At 37.4% G+C, this 19,979-nt stretch carries 18 protein-coding genes and 1 other annotated feature; of the genes, 17 read left to right on the plus strand and 1 reads right to left on the minus strand.

All coding sequences use genetic code 11. From position 1 onward, the window contains the following. Genes sufB through ACMKPP_RS06925 form a run of 5 tightly spaced genes read left to right on the plus strand, consistent with a single transcriptional unit; the run spans position 1 to position 4,832 of the window. Positions 1-1,410, plus strand: a complete 1,410-nt coding sequence (gene sufB / locus ACMKPP_RS06905; protein ID WP_295815252.1) for a Fe-S cluster assembly protein SufB — start codon at positions 1-3, stop codon at positions 1,408-1,410. Between the two features lie 9 nt (positions 1,411-1,419). Next, a complete protein-coding gene (locus ACMKPP_RS06910) occupies positions 1,420-2,466 on the plus strand; it encodes a SufB/SufD family protein (protein WP_302498064.1) in 1,047 nt (348 codons plus the stop codon). A gap of 12 nt (positions 2,467-2,478) precedes the next feature. Then, on the plus strand, positions 2,479-3,708 hold the full coding sequence (locus tag ACMKPP_RS06915) for a SufS family cysteine desulfurase (RefSeq protein WP_418369529.1): 1,230 nt from the start codon (positions 2,479-2,481) through the stop codon (positions 3,706-3,708). Positions 3,709-3,721: 13 nt separating this feature from the next. Further along, positions 3,722-4,147 (plus strand): Fe-S cluster assembly sulfur transfer protein SufU, encoded by a 426-nt coding sequence (gene sufU / locus ACMKPP_RS06920; RefSeq protein WP_295815258.1) that lies wholly within the window; start codon positions 3,722-3,724, stop codon positions 4,145-4,147. A 1-nt stretch (position 4,148) separates the two neighbouring features. Next, positions 4,149-4,832: an HAD hydrolase-like protein gene (locus tag ACMKPP_RS06925; RefSeq protein WP_004696982.1), complete on the plus strand. Its 684-nt coding sequence runs from the start codon at positions 4,149-4,151 to the stop codon at positions 4,830-4,832. A gap of 80 nt (positions 4,833-4,912) precedes the next feature. On the opposite strand, the gene ACMKPP_RS06930 is transcribed toward ACMKPP_RS06925, so the two are convergent. Next, positions 4,913-5,419, minus strand: a complete 507-nt coding sequence (locus tag ACMKPP_RS06930) for an S-adenosylmethionine decarboxylase family protein (protein WP_004696023.1) — start codon at positions 5,417-5,419, stop codon at positions 4,913-4,915. A 213-nt stretch (positions 5,420-5,632) separates the two neighbouring features. Between ACMKPP_RS06930 and ACMKPP_RS06935 the strand changes: the two genes are divergently transcribed. The 12 genes from ACMKPP_RS06935 (at position 5,633) to rlmB (ending at position 19,979) form a co-directional block, all read left to right on the plus strand. Beyond that, positions 5,633-6,112, plus strand: coding sequence for a CtsR family transcriptional regulator (locus tag ACMKPP_RS06935; RefSeq protein ID WP_004696020.1), 480 nt, complete (start codon positions 5,633-5,635; stop codon positions 6,110-6,112). 6 nt (positions 6,113-6,118) lie between these two features. Further along, on the plus strand, positions 6,119-6,658 hold the full coding sequence (locus ACMKPP_RS06940) for a UvrB/UvrC motif-containing protein (RefSeq protein WP_077708473.1): 540 nt from the start codon (positions 6,119-6,121) through the stop codon (positions 6,656-6,658). A 9-nt stretch (positions 6,659-6,667) separates the two neighbouring features. Then, positions 6,668-7,729, plus strand: a complete 1,062-nt coding sequence (locus ACMKPP_RS06945) for a protein arginine kinase (protein WP_120054827.1) — start codon at positions 6,668-6,670, stop codon at positions 7,727-7,729. A 234-nt stretch (positions 7,730-7,963) separates the two neighbouring features. After that, positions 7,964-10,411 carry an ATP-dependent Clp protease ATP-binding subunit gene (locus ACMKPP_RS06950; RefSeq protein WP_120054826.1) on the plus strand — a complete coding sequence of 816 codons (2,448 nt, stop codon included), beginning with the start codon at positions 7,964-7,966 and terminating at the stop codon, positions 10,409-10,411. Positions 10,412-10,574: 163 nt separating this feature from the next. Continuing rightward, on the plus strand, positions 10,575-11,948 hold the full coding sequence (radA, locus tag ACMKPP_RS06955; protein WP_120054825.1) for a DNA repair protein RadA: 1,374 nt from the start codon (positions 10,575-10,577) through the stop codon (positions 11,946-11,948). 15 nt (positions 11,949-11,963) lie between these two features. Continuing rightward, entirely contained in the window at positions 11,964-13,115 is a 1,152-nt protein-coding gene (locus ACMKPP_RS06960; protein WP_004696009.1) for a PIN/TRAM domain-containing protein, read from the plus strand. Next, the gene (gene ispD, locus ACMKPP_RS06965; protein WP_120054824.1) at positions 13,099-14,274 is read left to right on the plus strand and encodes a 2-C-methyl-D-erythritol 4-phosphate cytidylyltransferase; all 1,176 of its coding nucleotides are present in this window, start codon (positions 13,099-13,101) and stop codon (positions 14,272-14,274) included. Before ACMKPP_RS06960 ends, ispD begins: the two co-directional genes overlap by 17 nt. 2 nt (positions 14,275-14,276) lie before the next feature. Then, complete coding sequence (gltX, locus tag ACMKPP_RS06970) at positions 14,277-15,746, plus strand: glutamate--tRNA ligase (protein WP_008601075.1); 1,470 nt, start codon at positions 14,277-14,279, stop codon at positions 15,744-15,746. Between the two features lie 136 nt (positions 15,747-15,882). Continuing rightward, positions 15,883-16,836: a bile acid:sodium symporter family protein gene (locus ACMKPP_RS06975; protein ID WP_230949586.1), complete on the plus strand. Its 954-nt coding sequence runs from the start codon at positions 15,883-15,885 to the stop codon at positions 16,834-16,836. 239 nt (positions 16,837-17,075) lie between these two features. Next, positions 17,076-17,282, plus strand: a binding site (T-box leader). 49 nt (positions 17,283-17,331) lie between these two features. After that, positions 17,332-18,780 (plus strand): cysteine--tRNA ligase, encoded by a 1,449-nt coding sequence (cysS, locus tag ACMKPP_RS06980; RefSeq protein ID WP_004696001.1) that lies wholly within the window; start codon positions 17,332-17,334, stop codon positions 18,778-18,780. Beyond that, entirely contained in the window at positions 18,770-19,246 is a 477-nt protein-coding gene (locus tag ACMKPP_RS06985; protein WP_101928324.1) for a Mini-ribonuclease 3, read from the plus strand. The genes cysS and ACMKPP_RS06985 overlap by 11 nt, the downstream gene beginning before the upstream one ends. Before the next feature lies 1 nt (position 19,247). Then, a complete protein-coding gene (rlmB, locus tag ACMKPP_RS06990) occupies positions 19,248-19,979 on the plus strand; it encodes a 23S rRNA (guanosine(2251)-2'-O)-methyltransferase RlmB (protein ID WP_004695997.1) in 732 nt (243 codons plus the stop codon).

Below are 19,979 nucleotides of genomic sequence, written 5' to 3' on the forward strand. Positions count from 1 at the left end.
ATGGAAGAAAGAAAGAAAACCCAAGTCGCGGATATGGACCGTGGCGTCTATGATATAAAGAACGAATTTGAATATTCTTATATCTCTGACGCCGGTTTAACAGAAGATATTATCCGCGAAATTTGGTCTAATAAAAATGAACCAGAATGGATGCTCGATTTCCGTTTAAAATCTTTGGAAATCTATAATCGTATGGGCATTCCAAATTGGATTCCTGATATCTCGGGCTTGGATATGGCAAATATTCATACGTATGTTAAGCCTAAAGTAGATATGAAAGAAAACTGGGATGAAGTTCCAGAAGAAATTAAAAGTACTTTTGACCGCTTAGGTATTCCAGAAGCGGAAAAAACATCTCTAGCTGGTGTTGGTGCTCAATATGATTCTGAGGTTGTTTACCACAGTATTCAAGAAGATCTTGTTAAGCAAGGTGTTATCTATACTGATATCGAAACAGCTCTTCATGAGCATGAAGAAATCGTAAAAAAATACTGGATGACATTAATTCCGCCTACAGACCATAAATGGGCTGCCCTTCATGGTGCCGTTTGGTCTGGTGGTTCCTTCGTATACGTTCCAGCAGGTGTACAAGTAGAGATTCCATTGCAATCCTACTTCCGTTTAAATGCACCAGGTGCTGGTCAGTTTGAACATACGATGATCATTGTAGAAGAAGGAGCTAAATTGCACTTTATCGAAGGCTGTTCCGCTCCTAAATACGATGTATCTAACCTTCATGCAGGTGCCGTTGAATTGTTCGTAAAGGATAATGCTACATTGCGTTATTCTACAATTGAAAACTGGTCCAAAAATATGTATAACCTTAACACAAAACGTTGTGTTGTAGGTAAAGGTGGTACTATTGAGTGGGTATCTGGTTCCTTCGGTTCTAAGGTATCTTGCTTGTATCCAATGAGTATCCTTAACGGGGAAGGTGCACATGCTGAATTCACAGGTGTAACATTTGCTGGTGAGGGCCAATTCCTTGATACTGGTTGTAAGGTAGTTCATAATGCTCCTTACACAACAAGTAATGTAAACTCTAAATCTATTTCCAAATCCGGTGGTGCTGCTATCTACCGTGGCCTTTTGAAAATTGGTCCTAAAGCAGAACATTCCAAAGCGACTGTATCTTGTGAATCATTGATGCTTGATGCAGAGTCTCAATCTGATACAATTCCAGCTATTATCGTAGAAAACGATAATGTGGATTTAGGTCATGAAGCTAAAATCGGTCGTATTTCCGACGAAGCGATTTTCTATCTTATGACACGTGGTATTAGTGAAGAAGAAGCTCGTGCAATGCTCGTTCGTGGTTTCGTTGAGCCAATCTCCAAAGAATTACCACTTGAGTATGCTGTAGAAATGAACAATCTAATTAATCTCGAATTAGAAGGTTCTATCGGTTAAGGAGGAATTATGAGCGAATTACTATTTAATGAACTCCCTAGACCGACATTCAGATGGTTACGTGTTAACCATACTGTAAGCTCTCTAGCTGGAGAGGATACATCTGTACAATCCATCGCTGTAGAAGCGAATCAAAATATACTTTCACCGTTGCCTACAGGAACAGCACTGTTAGATGCTAAATATGAAGGTGCTAATAAGGATGCTGTTCAAGCGTTGGTAGATAATGCAGAAGGTTATGCTATCAATGTTCCGGCTAAGGCAAAGGAAGTTGTAGGCATCCGCATTGATGCTAATGCTCGTGTGGCAAATCGTTTTCAATTTATCGTTGGTGAAGGTGCTGAACTAGAAGTACAATTCTATGTAACTGGTTCTGGCGATGCATTGACAAATGTTAGCTATTTAAACGAGTATGATGTTAAAGAAGCTGGTAAGGTTGTGGTAAAAAAGGTAAATCTTTTGCCTGAACATGTACAACATATCGAGCATAGATACACTAAATTAGAAGATAAAGCAGATGTAGAATACATCAATATTGAAATTGGTGGTAGTGAAAACATCTTGAATTACTATCATGATTTAGTAGGCCAAGAATCTCGTATGGTTCATGACATTGCTTATCTTGGTAATAAAGAGCAAAAATTTGATATTTCTATGGTTATGAGTCATGGTGGTAAAAAATCATTTAGTGATATTCATACCTTAGGTGCTCTAAGCGGTAATTCAAAAAAATCCTTCCGTGGCACTCTTGATTTCCTTCGTGGTGCGACTGCTTCTGAAGGGGCGGAAGAAGATACTTGCTTATTGTTAGATCCAACTGTAAAATCTATTTCTTTACCACTTTTATTGTGTAAAGAAGATAATGTAGTTGGTAATCATGCAGCAAGTGCAGGCCAAATTGATCATAATAAATTGTTCTATATCATGAGCCGTGGCTTTAGTGAGGTAGAAGCAAAACATATCATTGTTGAATCTATGATTCGACCTATTATTGATCGCATTGGTGATGAAACGATTGAAGAAGCGGCTTTAGTAGCTGTACGTAATAAAATATAAAGAGGCGTTTTTATGAGACCAATTGCAGAAGCATATAAAGACTTTCCTATATTACATAAAGAGCATAATGGGCACCGTGTTATCTATTTAGATAGTGGTGCTACTGCACAAATTCCACAGTCCGTAATTGACCGTGTTGTGGAACATATGACACAACGTAATGGTAACCCACATCGTGGTTCTCATATTTTAGCCATTGAAGCATCTGAAGACTATGAAAATGCACGAGATCGCGTAGTTGAATTTATCAATGCTCGCGAACGCGAAGAGGTTATATTTACACGTAATAGTACGGAGTCAATGAACTTGATTGCACACAGCTATGGCCTTCATAATGTGAAAAAAGGTGACAAGATTGTCATTACTGTTGCTGAACATCATGCAAATCTTGTAACATGGCAATACGTAGCAGAGCAAACAGGGGCAACCTTAGAATACATGTATCTTGATGAACATGGGCACTTAAAAGCTGGTGAAATCAATAAAATTGATGAAAAGACTAAAATTGTTGCTTTTGCTCATGTTAGTAACGTGCTTGGTATGGAATTCCCTGTAAAAGAATTAACTGAGAAGGCTCACTCTGTAGGTGCTATTGTTGTTCTAGACGGTGCTCAATCTACACCTCATAAAAAAATTGACGTTCAAGCATTAGATTGCGATTTCTTCGTATTTTCTGGTCATAAAATGTGTGCATCTCAAGGGATTGGTGTACTATACGGTAAACGTGAATTATTAGAAGCTATGCCTCCATTCCTATTGGGTGGAGATATGATTGAGTATGTAAAAGAACAAACTGCTACATTCAATGAGCTTCCATATAAGTTTGAGGCCGGTACTCCAAATGCTGATGGTGCCGTTTCCTTGCATGCAGCTATTGATTATTTGGAATCTTTTGGCATGGATGCTATAGAAGCATATGAAGAGGAGTTAGTAGCTTATATTCTTCCAAAGATTGTTGAATTGCCACATGTTCATGTTATTGGTTCTCAAAACCCTAAGGAAAAACATGGCGTAATTGCGTTCACTGTAGATGATGTACATCCTCATGATGTAGCTACAATTTTGGATTCTAAGGGCATCTGCGTTCGTTCTGGTCATCATTGTGCACAACCATTAGGTGCGTTCTACAATGTATCTGCATCCACTCGTTTAAGTATGTACTTATACACTCGCAAGGAAGATTTAGACGCGTTCCTTGAAGTATTGAAGACTGTTCGTTCAGTAATGGGTTTTAAAGATTAGGAGAATTGCCACAATGGAAATGGATCAATTATATACGGAACTTATTTTGGAACATAACCAAGATAAACGTAATAAGCATGAATTAGCTGAATTTACAAATTCTGAACATGGCCATAACCCTAGTTGTGGTGATGATTTAACATTACAACTCAATGTAGTAGATGGTATCATTAAAGATGCTGCATATACAGGTTCTGGCTGTGCTATTAGCCAAGCATCTGCATCTATGATGATTGATATTATTAAGGGAAAATCCGTTGAGGAAGCGCTTCGTTTGGTTGAAATTTTCTTAGGTATGATTAAAAAAGAGATTACCGATGAAAATGAGTTAGAAGAATTAGAAGATGCTATGGCTCTACAAAATATTTCTAACATGCCAGCACGTGTAAAATGTGCAGTTCTTGCATGGCATACATTGAAAGAGGCTTTAAAGAAATAATATGAAGAAAACGATATTATTTGATTTAGATGGAACCTTAACTGACTCTCAAGAAGGTATTCTTAAAAGCATTAAATTTGCATTGGAACATTTCGGTTATACTGTACCTGATGAAGAAACATTACAATTGTTCTTAGGACCACCATTGGTAGATGCTTTCCAAGAACATTGTGGTTTGACCTTTGAGCAAGCGGAAGAAACATACTTTAAATTCCGTGAACGTTATGGTACCATCGGTAAATTTGAAAATAAAGTATATCCGAATATTGTAGACTTATTGGCTAAATGCAAAACTGAACAATATACTATAGCTGTAGCTACTGCAAAACCAGAACATTATGCTAAAGATATTCTTGATCACTTTGAATTGACACCATACTTTGATGTTATTGTTGGTGCTAATTACGAAGCGGGATTGTTACACAAAAAAGAAATTCTTGAAAAAGCTCTCACGCTATGTGGTAACCCATTAACTGATGAAAATGGTCGTCGATTGACATTCATGGTTGGAGATCGTAAGTACGATGTAGAAGCAGCTAATGAACTTGGCTGTATCTCCATTGGCGTTACCTATGGTTATGGTACGGAATCTGAGTTAAAGGAAGCGGATGCCGAATATATCTGTGACGATGTTGATGAAATTGCTGATGTTCTCAATCTTGAAGAAATGATGGTTCGTAGATAAGCTATATAAATAGAATTACATATCAACCCAAATAAAAAGCTAGAGGAAATCCTCTAGCTTTTTTGCATCTTCATTTTATGTTATTTTTTTAGGCCACTTTTTTTAGCTAATGTTTTGATAACCTTAGCACTTTGTTTTTTCAACTTGCCCCCTGTTTGTTTGAGTTGGATACGTGTACGAGAAACACGACCAAGTGTAGTAATCTTAGTTTTGCGACGTGGCTTCATATCACGTTCGTTACCAAAGTCGCCACGTTGCACACTTGTTGCCTTTACTTTTTCAGCTCTAAAAGATTTACGTAAGGCTTTCATAATTAATGTAAGTGGTAATGTTTGCTCGAAGGAATACAAATCAACTGCTACATAACCAAGTGCAGGATATGTGTGCAATGTAAAGTGAAAACCTGGTGCGACAGAAAGGAGGGCGATTTCCTCGTCCATAACTTGACAACTGATTTCATCTACATCAAGTTCAGCTAAGTCAAATGCGGTTGCTACACTTTCCTGTACAGCTGTAGCGGATGAAATTGCGTCTTCATCGCAGGAATATAAATCAATTAACAGTTCTTGTCCTAATGCTTCTGCCATAACAACACCTTCCTTCAGAAAATAATATCTCATTTATTATACATAGATTTAAGGATTAAGTCCAATTATATGAGAATACATTAAAAGTCAAACGTTATTTTTATAAAATTTGACTTTTATATTGACTAAGGTCAAAAAGTCAAATATAATAGAGTTATGCTAAAGAACAAATAGTCAAAACTATAGTAAATAAACTTTAAAGGGGTGTTTTTTATGAGTATGATAGCTGATAAAATAGAAAAATTTATATTAGACCGTATGCGTGAAGAACAAGAAAAGCTAATTTTAAAGCGTAATGAATTGGCTGATGAATTAGATTGTGCGCCATCCCAAATTAGTTACGTATTAAGTACGCGTTTTTCTAATGAGCGCGGTTTCGATGTTGAGTCAAGACGTGGCTTGGGTGGATATATTCGAATCAAAAAAATTAACCCAGAAAGTTCAGATTCTTTACCTGCTGTTACAACTTATCGGATTTATGAAGGTCCAAATACGGTAGAACGATTAATTGATATGCGAGATGTAGATCAATCATTATTTCAATTATTACAATCTGAAAAGATTACCCGTCGTGAAGCTCAATTGATGCATAATTCTTTTGCTACATTAATTGAAAATGTAGACGTAGAAGAACGTAATGATGCTGTTCGTCAATTATATGCATCAATGGTGGACACTTTGCGGAAGGAGTGATGATTTGTGTTATGTGATCATTGCCATAAAAATGAAGCTACTATCCATATGACTAATATCATAAATAATCAAAAGACTGAGCAACATCTTTGCAGTACTTGTGCCACCGAGTTACAACAAGCTGGGAAATTATCTCCTTATAGTTCTTTTATGAATGATATGTGGGATAATAACTTTTTTACTAATGATTTTTTTAAGAATATGGTGTATCCAGATAATTTATTAAAAGCTCATCAATCTAAGAGATGCCCTCAGTGTGGTATTACTTATGATGAATTCAATCGGGTAGGTAAGTTTGGCTGTGGTCAATGTTATGAGACTTTTAATAGTGAAATAAATCCATTATTAGAACGAATACAAGGTAGTTCTGAGTATGAAGGGACTATACCTAGTCGTGGTACTAATGTATTTAAAGCAAAGTATGAAGTAAAGCAATTGCGCCGCCAATTAGATACAGCTATTCAAGCTGAAAACTTTGAAGAAGCCGCAATTTTGAGAGACAAAATTAAAAATCTAGAAGTTATCATTGATGGTGATAACGAATAGGAGGTTCTTATGTTAGATACTATATTGGACTCTCCGCTAAGTCAGTGGCTGTGTCAGGATACAGAGGCGACAGACCACATTGTAATTTCAAGCCGTATACGATTGGCGAGAAATTTTGATGATATATTATTTACGAATCGTGAAGATACAGTTTCCTTAGAAAAAGTGAATATAATCTCTCGAGGCCTATTGCCAATATTAAAAAAGGCTGATGAGCACCAATATACAAATATTAGCCTTGAGCAATTAAGTCAACGTGAACGTGCTGTCTTAGTTGAAAAGCATTTAATGAGTCCTGCTTTAGAGGAACAATTACCGTATCGTAATTTGATCGTATCTGATGATGCTTCTATCGCAATTATGGTAAATGAAGAAGATCATTTACGTATTCAATCTATGGCTCCAGGACTTAAATTGCAACAAGCTTATAATCATGCGGTTCAAATTGATAAAGCTATTGAAGCAAAATACCCTTATGCCTTTGATGAGCGATTTGGTTATTTAACTGCTTGCCCCACTAATGTGGGTACAGGTTTACGAGCCTCTGTTATGTTACATTTACCCGCATTGACGTTATCTGGTCGTATTACGAGACTCATTCGTAACATAATACAATTAGGTTACTCTGTACGAGGGTTGTATGGGGAAGGTTCCGAAGCTTTAGGTTGTATTTACCAGATTTCTAATCAACGAACGATGGGGATTAGTGAAGAAGCAACTATTGAGCAATTGATTAAAATCGTAGAAGGAATTATTGCAGAAGAACGAAAGTCTCGGCAATCTTTATTACACAACGATAAAGAAGGTTTGGAAGATATACTTTGGCGATCCTATGGAATTTTACAATATGCACGACGTGTAAGCGGTAAAGAGGCACTTAGTAAGCTTAGCGACATTCAATTAGGTGTAGATTTAGAAATATTACCATTCTGGGGTAAAGATACTTTTAATGAGCTTGTTGCTATAACTAGACCAAACTTCCTTTCTAAATACTTAGGTAGTGAAAATTTGACAGATACCGATCGCGACAGCTATCGTGCAAAGGTGATACGTCAAAAACTTTCAAATTAATATAAGTACATAAATAATTAATGTATGATTATTTATTTTGTATAGATTGATTTATATAATTTTCTTAGTTTACTGTTAAGAGATTTGTAAAAAATAGTAAATATTAATACTAGATAGCATAATAGATTAATAGAGTTTAATATTATTTTTGATATTCCAATGGTTATTTCACCATTGTTTATATATATTTGAAAAGAAATAATTACAATTTACATAGATAGATGAGGTGATATTATGATGCAACGGTTTACAGACGATGCACAGCGTGTTCTTTCGTTAGCTCAAGAGGCTGCATTGGAGTTAGGACATGACTATGTCGGTACTGAACACGTACTCATCGGCCTTACAAAGGTTAAAAATGGTGTAGCAGCTAAAGCTTTAGAAGAGCTTGGCCTTGTTACAGAAGATATTTTTGAAGCTGTAGAAGAACATGTAGGACGTGGTAATAAAAAAGCAACGTCAATATATATGACACCTCGTGTTAAACATGTACTTGAGCTTGCCATTCAAGTAGCAAATCAAATGAATCACAATTACGTTGGTACTGAGCATATTCTATTGGGCCTACTTAGCGATGGTAGCGGTGTTGCAGTTGCTATTTTACGAGCTATGAATATACGTAGTAATGATGTAGTAGAAGCAATTCGTAGTATTCTTGGCTCGAATAAAGGTAGCAACAATGGTGGTCAAGAGGGAATAAATAGCAATAATGATTTAGGTGAGCTGTCAGATTTTGCAACTGATCTTAATGAGTCTGCTAAACAAGGTAAGATTGATCCTGTTATTGGCCGCGATACGGAGATTCAACGAGTCATTCAAATTCTCAGCCGTAGAACTAAAAATAATCCTGTTCTTATTGGCGAACCAGGTGTAGGTAAAACAGCTATTGCCGAAGGCTTGGCACAGCGTATTGTGACTGGTAATGTACCGGAGATTTTACGTAATAAACGCATTATTTCTCTTAGTATTGGTTCTATGTTAGCGGGTGCCAAGTACCGTGGTGAATTTGAAGAACGGTTGAAAAAAGCCATTGATGAAGTACAACAACATGATGATATGATTATCTTTATAGATGAAATTCATACATTGGTTGGGGCAGGTGCTACTGAAGGCGCTATGGATGCAGCTAATATCTTAAAGCCTGCTTTGGCACGAGGTGAATTCCAAGTTATCGGTGCCACAACACTTGATGAATATAAGAAACATATAGAAAAAGATGCTGCTTTAGAGCGTCGTTTTCAACCCGTTCAAGTAGGAGAGCCTAACGAAGAGGATGCTCTTGAAATTTTAAAGGGATTAAGAGATCGGTATGAAGCTTTCCATAAGGCTAAGATTACAGATGAGGCATTAACAGCAGCTGTATCTTTATCTAGCCGATATATTACAGATCGATTCTTGCCTGATAAGGCTATCGATGTAGTCGATGAAGCTGCATCTAAGGTTCGTATGAAAGTATTTTCTGCAGCACCTGATGTTAAAGCATTAGAGGATCGCCTTAATACAGTTAAGAAAGAAAAAGAAGCTGCTGTTACGTCTCAAGATTTTGAAAAGGCTGCAGAGCTTCGCGATGAAGAACAATCACTATTAAAAGAAATTGGTGATAAAAAATCTATCGCTAAAGAAAAAAGCGATCAAAAATTAATAGTAACAGAGGAAGACATAGCTGCTGTAGTAGCGCAATGGACAGGCATTCCAGTGGCTAAAATTGCAGAAGAAGAGTCTGCAACCTTACTACATTTGGAAGAAGAACTTCATAAACGCGTAGTAGGTCAAGATGAGGCTGTTACTGCTGTAGCTAAAGCTGTACGCCGTGCAAGGGCTGGATTAAAAGACCCAAAACGGCCTATTGGTTCATTCTTGTTCCTTGGGCCAACTGGTGTAGGGAAAACTGAGCTAGCAAGAGCGCTTGCATCCTCCTTGTTCGGCGATGAATCTGCTATGATTCGACTTGATATGTCTGAATATATGGAAAAACATACTGTGTCTCGCTTAGTCGGTGCCCCTCCAGGTTATGTAGGTTATGAAGAAGGTGGCCAATTAACAGATGCGGTACGTCGTAAACCATATAGCGTTATTCTCCTCGATGAAGTAGAGAAAGCACATGCAGATTTCTTTAATATCTTGTTACAAGTTCTTGATGATGGTCGTCTTACTGATAGCCAAGGTAGAACTGTTGATTTCAGAAATACAGTTATTATCATGACAAGTAACTTAGGTGCTAAAGCTTTACATAAGAACTTGCCAGAACTTGGTTTCTTAGCAGCTAAAAAGTCTGATTCTAATGTAGATGAAAATAAAGGAACTGATTTTAAAGCGGCTAAGAAATCGGTAATGGATGCGGTGAAACGTCATTTTAGACCTGAGTTTTTAAACCGTATCGATGAAATGATTGTATTCCATCCATTAACAGAAGAGGACTTAAAAGAAATTGTAACTATCTTGATGAGTGATGTTACAAAACGCCTTGAAGAGCGTGATTTACAATTAGAAATCTCTCCTGAGGCTATGCAATTACTTGTTAAGGAGGGCTCTGATTTCACAATGGGGGCTCGACCATTAAAACGTGCTATTCAACGTTTAATTGAGGATCCAGTGTCGGATCTTATTTTGAAAGGAGATGCAAAAGAAGGTAAAATTATTAAAGCAGATGCAAAGGATAACAATCTTGTTGTATCAATATGATAAAAATACAAATTATACAGTTGATGACTACCTTTCATATAAAAAATATAAGTTAAATGGTATACTATAGAATGATGATAGTTAACCATGTAGTAAAATTATGCATAAAAGGTCATGAATGGTTATCATTCATGACCTTTCTTTTTAAATGTATTGAGGTGTTATGGCAAAAGCAAAATCTGTATTCTTTTGTCAAAATTGTGGGGCTGAATCCTCTAAGTGGATGGGCCGTTGTCCACAATGTGGAGAATGGAATACATTAGTTGAAGAAATCATTAAAGAAACTAAACATAGTCGAATACCTTCTCGAGGTCTTGGAAATCAAACGGCGAAGCCTACCGCCTTGCCAGATATCGAAATTTCTTCTATTGCACGCGTATCTACAACCTTTGGTGAAATTGACCGTGTATTAGGTGGGGGCATAGTGCCTGGTGCTCTAATGCTTTTAGGTGGTGATCCTGGTATTGGTAAATCTACTCTGTTGCTACAAGTATCCCAGAAGGTAGCCGATACAGTAGGAGCAGTTCTTTATGCATCTGGTGAAGAGTCTCAGTTACAACTTAAACTTCGAGCAGAACGACTGCATATCAATAGTGAACGGTTACAAGTTATTGCAGATACTGATCTAGATCATATATTGGAGCAAGCTGAAGCAATGAGTCCTTCCTTACTAGTCATTGACTCTATACAAACTATGTATACTGGAGATATAGATGCTGCGCCAGGCAGTGTTAGTCAAGTTCGTGAATGCACATCTCGCCTACTTCGCTTCTGTAAAGAACGAAATATACCTACTGTAATCATTGGTCATGTAACAAAGGAAGGCAATATTGCAGGGCCTCGTATGTTAGAGCATATGGTAGATGTAGTGCTTTACTTTGAAGGGGAGCGTTCTTATCAATTCCGCATATTACGGTCCATTAAAAACCGTTTTGGTTCTACATCAGAAACAGGCATTTTTGCCATGGTAGAGGAAGGGTTACAGGAATTGTCCAATCCGTCTGCTTCGCTTTTAGCCGAGCGTTCCGATGAAGAAAGTGGCAGTGCTGTTATGATTTACCTCGAAGGGGTTCGGCCCATCTTAGTAGAGGTACAAAGCTTGGTCGTTACTACGGCCTTTGGTATGCCTAGACGTACGGCGATTGGTTATGATCTTAACCGATTAATTGTATTATTAGCAGTCTTAGAAAAACGCTGTGGCTTTACATTAGGTAATAAAGATGTGTATGTAAATGTCATCGGTGGTCTCAAGGTAAATGAACCTGCTTGTGATTTATCTATGGCGGTTGCCATTGTGTCAAATCTGAAAAATCGAATCGTTCCAACAGATATGGTAATTTTAGGTGAAGTAGGCTTAACTGGTAATGTTCGCAGTATTCCTCGCATTGAACAGCGTATAAATGAAGCCAAGAAATTAGGTTTTAAAAAGTTTATTATTCCTGAAGGCAACTATAAACAAATCAAGGATAATGATAGTTCTATCAAAATTAAAGGTGTCAAATCTATACAAGAGGCGATGCAACTCGTATTTTCATAATTAGGAGGTGATTTCATGATTTATCGGATTTTACGCTATGTAATAGCCATTTTAGTAGGTACAGCAGCCTACGTGGGAATGGATAGCTTAGCACCTATTATTGATCCATATTTGGTTTCGCAATTTGAATCTTTTGGGGACATGTCATTAACAATTGCACGTATTGCAGTATTAATCGTAGGTACTCTATTAGGCCTTGTTATTGGTTATCTGATTTCATCATTTATTCTGAAACAAGGTTTAGTAATTGCTAAAAGATTAGAGCGTATTCTTACTCATATTCCAAATCAAGAATTGATTGCAGGCACCATCGGTTTATTATTCGGCCTTATTATTGCAAATCTAATTGGCGTTGCATTCAATCAAGTACCTATTATAGGACCTTATATTCCTATAATTTTGAGTGCTATTTTTGGATATAGTGGACTTAAAATCATGGCTCGTAAAGGCCCCGAAATGTACAATAATTACGTACAACAATGGGGAGGAGATAGCACTAAAAAAACAAGTCGTTTTAAAATGTTTTCAACTCATAAATTAGATAAATCCTCTAGTACGCCAAAATTACTAGATACTTCAGTTATCATTGACGGTCGTATCAAAGAACTATGTGCTACGGGCTTCATTGAAGGCCCTCTTATGGTGCCACTATTTGTATTAAATGAGTTACAGGTAATTTCTGATTCTGCGGATGCTACGAAACGCAACCGTGGCCGACGTGGCCTTGATATTTTGAAGGATATGCAAGATGCCAATAAGGTAGCTATAGAAGTTGTTGAAGATGATTATGATGATCTTGTAGAGGTTGATTCAAAACTTATGCGACTTGCTTTAGATAAGCAATGGAAATTGATGACTAATGACTTTAACTTGAATAAGGTGGCTCGTGTACAAGGTATTGAAGTGCTTAACCTCAATGAATTGGCAAATGTATTAAAACCTGCTCTAATCGCTGGAGAATGGATTCGCGTTCAAATCATGAAAGAAGGTAAGGAAGTACACCAAGGTGTGGCTTATCTCGACGATGGCACGATGATTGTCGTAGAGGATGGTAAACCTTATGTTGGTCAAAATGTAGAGGTTATGGTTACATCCATATTACAAACGAGTGCAGGACGGATGATTTTTGCTCGTGTAGATGGAGGACAAAATGGGCAAGGCAATTAGTTGTATTGTTCTCGCTGCAGGTGCTGGTCGCCGTATGGGATACAAAGAAAATAAGATATTTATTCCTTTAGGGGGACATTCTATTATTCAACGTACCATACAAAATGTAGAAAAGATTGAAGGTTTAAAAGAAATTATTCTTGTTGTAGCTGAAGGCGAACAAGAATATATGTATAACCATATTCAAGGGTTGGATTTACATATTCCTGTAAAGATAGTGCTTGGTGGAAGAGAACGTCAAGATTCTGTGGCATATGGGCTCAAAGCTGTATCAGAAGATAGTAATATTGTGCTAGTTCATGATGGAGCGCGTCCATTAGCATCAACTAAACTGTTTGATTCTGTTGTTAGGGCCGCAATAGAATATGGAGCTGCTACTGTAGGTGTCCCTGCTACGGATACGATTAAACGGGTTAATACAGAGCATACCGTAATAGAAACCTTGAAACGCAGTGAGTTATATCAAATTCAAACACCACAAGGCTTTCAAAAAGAACTATTTAAAGCGGCCCATCAAAAGGCTTATGATGAAAAATATTTAGGCACTGATGATGTGTCCCTCGTCGAGTATTTAGGTAAGCCTGTACATATAGTAAGTGGAGACTATTGTAATATTAAGGTGACCACACCTAATGATATTGCTGTAGCAAAACGATATTTAGGAATTGAGGATAAGTGTATGCGCGTTGGATTTGGTTATGATATTCATCAATTAAAAGCAGGTCGTCCTTGTATCTTAGGTGGTGTTCATATCGAATCTGACCTTGGTCCTGATGGTCACTCCGATGCAGATGTTCTCATTCATGCCTTGATGGATGCCATGTTGGGAGCTGCAGGTTTACGGGATATTGGATACTATTTTCCACCTGAAGACGACCAGTATAAAGGGATTTCTAGCATGCTTTTACTAGAAAAAGTAAATTTCTTATTGAAAGAACGTGGGTTACAAGCCTATAATATTGATATTATGGTTATTTCTGAGACACCTAAATTAAAACCTCACATCGATATGATGAAGGCTAATTTACAGTCTATATTAGAGATACCATTAGATCGCATTAGTATTAAAGCGACAACAAATGAAATGCTAGGGGCTATTGGGCGCCGTGAAGGCATTGCTGCACAAGCTGTCGTTTCTGTATATGAAGGAGAGATTTAATCATGAGTTCCATGAAAGTTCGTTTTGCTCCAAGCCCTACGGGTCCATTCCATATTGGTGGTGCTCGTTCTGCTTTATTTAACTGGTTATTAGCACGTAAGGAAAAAGGCACATTTGTATTGCGCATTGAAGATACAGATTTAGCTCGTTCTACACGTGAAAGTGAAGAGAATATTAAAGCTTCCTTACAATGGCTTGGCATGAACTGGGATGAAGGCATTGATGTAGGTGGTAATAATGGTCCTTACCGTCAAACAGAACGTCTTGATTTATATAAAGAAGTAACACAACGTTTATTGGATGAAGGTAAAGCTTATGAGTGTTATTGCACACCTGAAGAGTTAGATGCGGTGCGTCAAGATCAAATGGATCGTGGGGAAACACCAAAATACAACGGTCATTGTGAACACTTAGATGAAGAGACAAAGGCTAAATATATTGCTGAAGGTCGTAAACCTACAATTCGTTTGCGTGTACCGTTGAATAAAACATACGCTTTTGATGATATGGTACGTGGGCATGTATCCTTTGAATCTAATGGCGTTGGTGATTTTGTAATTGTAAAATCTGATGGCATTCCTGTATATAACTTTGCTGTAGTAATGGACGATCATATGATGGGGATTACTCACGTTATTCGTGCAGAGGAACATCTATCCAATACACCTCGTCAAATGGCTATCTATGAAGCTCTTGGTTGGAAGGTCCCTAAGTTTGGTCATATTTCCTTGATTCTTGGTAAAGACTACAAGAAAATGTCTAAACGTCATGGTGCTACCTCTGTTGAACAATACAAACAATTAGGGTACTTGCCAGAAGCACTTGTAAACTTCTTGGCACTTCTTGGTTGGGCTCCTGAAGGTGAAGAAGAATTCTTCACACAAGATGAATTAATTCAGGCTTTCTCTATGGATCGGGTAGCGAAAAATCCTGCTGTGTTTGATATTGATAAATTGAACCATATAAATTTCCACTACATGAAGAATTTGAGCGATGAAGAATTATTCCACCTTTGTTTGCCGCATTTGAAAGAGGTTGGTTTAGCTCCAGATAGCTTGAATCAAGTTGATATTGATTGGTTGACATTATTATGCTCTACATTCCGTGATCATATTAGCTATGGTGCTCAAATCAAAGATCATGTAGGCTTGTTTATGGGCGAAACAGTATTCCTTGAAGAGGGGCATGAAGAGGAGTTGCGTGCTGTATTGAATGAAGAAACAGCTCCAACAGTTCTCGGCGCTTTCCGGAATGCATTGGCTGAACTTGATGAAATTACACCTGAAGTTGTAAAAGCAACAATCAAGGCCGTAATGAAAGAAACCTCTTTAAAAGGTAAATTCGTATTTATGCCAATCCGTGTAGCTTTAACAGGTCAAATGCATGGTCCGGATTTGAATAATATTGTCACATTACTTGGTAAAGAAAAGTGCTTACATCGTTTAGATAATGTAGGTGCATTAACAAAATAAATATGATCAATTAATCAAAGGAGTTCACGTAACAAGTGTTATGTGAACTCCTTTTGTATGTGTTGTTAATATTCTATAGAAATGCTATAATAATCGGCGTATTAAATTTTGATTTATTATGAAAGCGAGTGTTTTTATGAGTGTTATTCGTTCTATTAATCACTTATTCAATAGTTATCTATCCTGGATAGTACTATTGATGGCTGTTTTAGCATATATGCTACCTGCAGTATTTTCTTGGATGACTCCATATATTGCTTACATGCTACAGTTTGTTATGTTTGCGATGGGGTTAACATTAACGGCTCAAGTCTTTATTGATGTATTTAAGCAACCAATGAAGGTTATTCTCGTATCCGTAATCCAATTCTTATGGATGCCATTGGCAGGTTTCTTAGTAGCCTTAGCATTTAATTTTCCTCCAGAAGTTGGGATTGGTTTTATCTTGTTGGGTGCATGTCCTGGTGGTACTGCTTCTAATGTAATGACCTTCCTTGCAAATGGTAATGTTCCCTTATCCGTATCAGCAACAACTGTATCCACATTATTGGCACCTATTTTAACGCCTTTATTTGTCGTATTATATGCAGGTGCAACATCTTCTATTGAAATTCAATTTATGCCAATGTTTATATCCATTGTAAAAATCGTGTTAGTACCAATTATTTTGGGGATTGTATTGAATTACTTTATTGGCGCAAAAATTGAACCTGTAAAATCTGTATGTCCAACCATTGCAGCTATCGCGGTATTGCTTATCTTGGCAGCTGTAACTGCAGTTAACCAAAAGCAAATTGCCGAAACTGGTTTCATTATTTTTGTAGCGTGTTTAGTACAAAATTTGAGTGGTTATGTTGTGACATACTTTATATGTAAAGCTCTCAGTATTGATGTGTCTTCTCGTCGTGCTATGCAAATTGAAGTGGCTATGCAAAATTCTGCATTATCCGTATCTTTAGCACTAAAACACTTTACACCACAAGCTGCGGTAGCAGGTGCAGTATTCTCCATCATTCATAACTTTACAGGATCTATTTTTGCAGGTATTTGCCGTAAACATGATGATCAAGATAAATTAGAAAATGCTTAATATTAATTGATTTGATGTAATGACATTATTATTACTTGTGTACTATAAAAGCTATTGTTATGAATGATAATAGTAATTTAATATTCTGATTATATATCCTCATCTTTCTAATTAAGCTATTTAAAATACCTATTATGATATGTGAATAGCTGCCTATGAAAGATGGGGATCTTTCTTGTAAATATTGACATTCTATAGCTTTATTGGTAAAATATTTTTATATATGAATATAGATTATTTTAATAGCTGAGACTGAAAGAAGTACTCTACAACTAACTTTTTAGCGAGAACCGATGGTGGGAGGGTTCATGGATAGGTAGATGAAATGCATTCACGAGCTGACACTCCGATTATAGGTAGGTTTGTCCGGCGACGCACCGTTATGCGATGAGTGGGTATCGCTATTGGTACCTAACAGAGTGGAACCGCGGACCATCGTCTCTGTATGAGATGAGAGGTCTTTTTTATTTTACAAAATTGGAGGCATCGGTAACGATGAGAGAAATTACTGTTTATAATACTATGACGCGCCAAAAAGAGGTTTTTAATCCTGTAACACCAGGTGAGGCAAAAATGTACGTATGTGGTGTCACACCATACAATCATCCTCATATTGGCAATGCTCGTCCTTTCGTGACTTGGGACGTAATTCGTCGCTATATGAAACATGTAGGCTATAAAGTAACATATGTACAAAACTTTACTGATGTGGATGATAAAATCATCAACACTTCTAATGGTGAAGGTGTCTCTTGGGATACCATTGCAAACCGCTATATCGATAGTTATTTTGAAGTAATGGATGCGTTAGGTGTACAACGTGCAGACATTTATCCACGTGTATCTACACATATTGATGATATCATTGCTATGATTCAAACATTGATTGACAAGGGCTACGCCTATGAACTCGATGGCGATGTATATTATAGTGTGGAGAAATTTGAACATTACGGTGAGTTATCTGGTCGTACATTAGACGATATGGAAGCAGGCGCACGTATTGAAGTAGATGGTCGTAAGAAGAATCCTATGGACTTTGCTTTGTGGAAAGCAGCAAAACCTGGTGAACCTTATTGGGAAAGCCCATGGGGGAATGGTCGTCCAGGGTGGCACATTGAATGTTCTGCTATGAGCCAAAAATATTTAGGCACAGAATTTGACTTCCACGGTGGTGGTAGCGATTTGATTTTCCCTCATCATGAAAATGAAATTGCTCAATCAGAAGGTTGCTCTGGTCAACATCCAGCAGTGCGCTACTGGTTGCACAATGGTTTTATCACTATTAATTCTGAAAAAATGTCTAAGTCCTTGAATAATTTCTTCTTGGTAAAAGATATTTTAGAACAATATAGTCCTGATGCATTGCGTTACTTCTTATTGAGCACGCATTACCGTAGCCCATTAGATTTCTCTGATGAGCGTCTAGAAGAAGCTAATAAATCTTTGGAACGGTTAAGCACAGCTATTGAAAACCTTCTTTACCTTGAAAAATGTGAGCCAGGCTCATGTGATGAAGCTCAACGCTTATTAGAAAAAGCGAAAGCATACGAAGAAGAATTTGAGGATGCTATGAGTGATGATTTCAACACTGCTTTAGCAACTTCTAGTATGTTCGGTCTTGCAAAAGAAATTAATATCTACTATCAAGCTGTAACAAGTAGAGAAGGCGTTGTTTGCCAAGAGGCAATTGCTGAAGTGAAACGAATCTTCAAATTTATGACAGATGTTATTGGTGTTCTTGAAAAAGCTTGGGAAGGCAATACGGGTGCTAATGCTGCTGAATATGAAGAATTAATGCAAGTTATTCTTTCTGTACGTCAAGCTTGTCGCGAGCAAAAACAATGGGCATTAGCTGATTGTATCCGCGATCGATTAGCTGAGATTGGTATTACCATTGAGGACTCTCCTCAAGGTGCACGGTGGAAAAAACGTGAAGTTTAAACAATTTCAATTCTTAAAGAATGAAGCGATAAAGAAACTAACGGCTCTTGAAGAAGAGCCGCTTCGTTTGCGCAAACGAACAATAGAGGAGTGCCTAAGTGCCGATGCAGTTATGCTAGCTTATATCGGTGATGCAGTATACTCCATGTATGTGCGCGAACGCGTAGTACAAATGAATATTACAAAAGTACAGATCTTACATACTATCGTTACTGAATTTATTTGTGCTAAATCACAGGCAAAAGTATTGCTAGAAATAGAAAATACTTTCACAGAAGATGAACAAGCTATTGCACGCCGTGCTAGAAATAGTAATGTAAACGTGCCTAAAAGTAGTACTGTTCAAGAATATCGCAGTAGTACGGCCTTTGAAGCAGTACTAGGATTTCTTTATGAAACGCGCCAAGATGAGCGCTTACAGCATATCTTGGGGCAAGCCTTTTCTATAACTCTACGAGGTATGTAGTATGGATAATTATATTGTAGGTCGCAATGCGGTTAAAGAAGCCCTTAAAAGTGGCCGTTCTATTCAACGTATTCTGGTCAGTGAAGATAAGGTAAAAACAGGGTTAGCTGATATTGTAAATCTTGCTAAATCTCAAGGTATTGAAGTTAGACCAACACCAGTTAAACAGATGAATAAGTACGATTTAGAGGTACCACATCAAGGGGTTATAGCTCTTGTATCGGCCGTTCAATTTAAAGAATTGGGCGAGGTATTACAAGAAACGACACATGAGGTTCCTTTACTCATCTTAACGGATGGGGTTGAAGACCCACATAATATGGGAGCTATCATTCGTACTGCTGAATGTGCGGGAGCTACGGCTGTACTCATTCCTAAACGACATAATGCGCCTATTAATGCTACTGTTGCAAAGACATCTGCTGGAGCTATTGAACAAATTCCACTTGTACAAATTGGCAATGTAGTGCAAACCATTAAACAACTTCAAAAACAAGGATTTTGGGTAATGGGGGCTCATATGGAAGGTGATCGTACCTTGTATGAAGCAGATATGACAATTCCTACGGTTATAGTCATTGGTAATGAAGGTAAGGGGATTAGTCGCGTTGTAAAAGAAGCTTGTGATTTCCTTGTAACAATTCCTATGTATGGAAATTTGAATTCTTTGAATGCATCTGTTGCAGCTGCAGTTCTTATGTATGAGGCGGTACGTCAACGCCAGGCGAAATAA

The sequence above is a fragment of the Veillonella parvula genome (assembly GCF_048309325.1).
Taxonomy (GTDB): Bacteria; Bacillota; Negativicutes; order Veillonellales; family Veillonellaceae; genus Veillonella; species Veillonella parvula_T.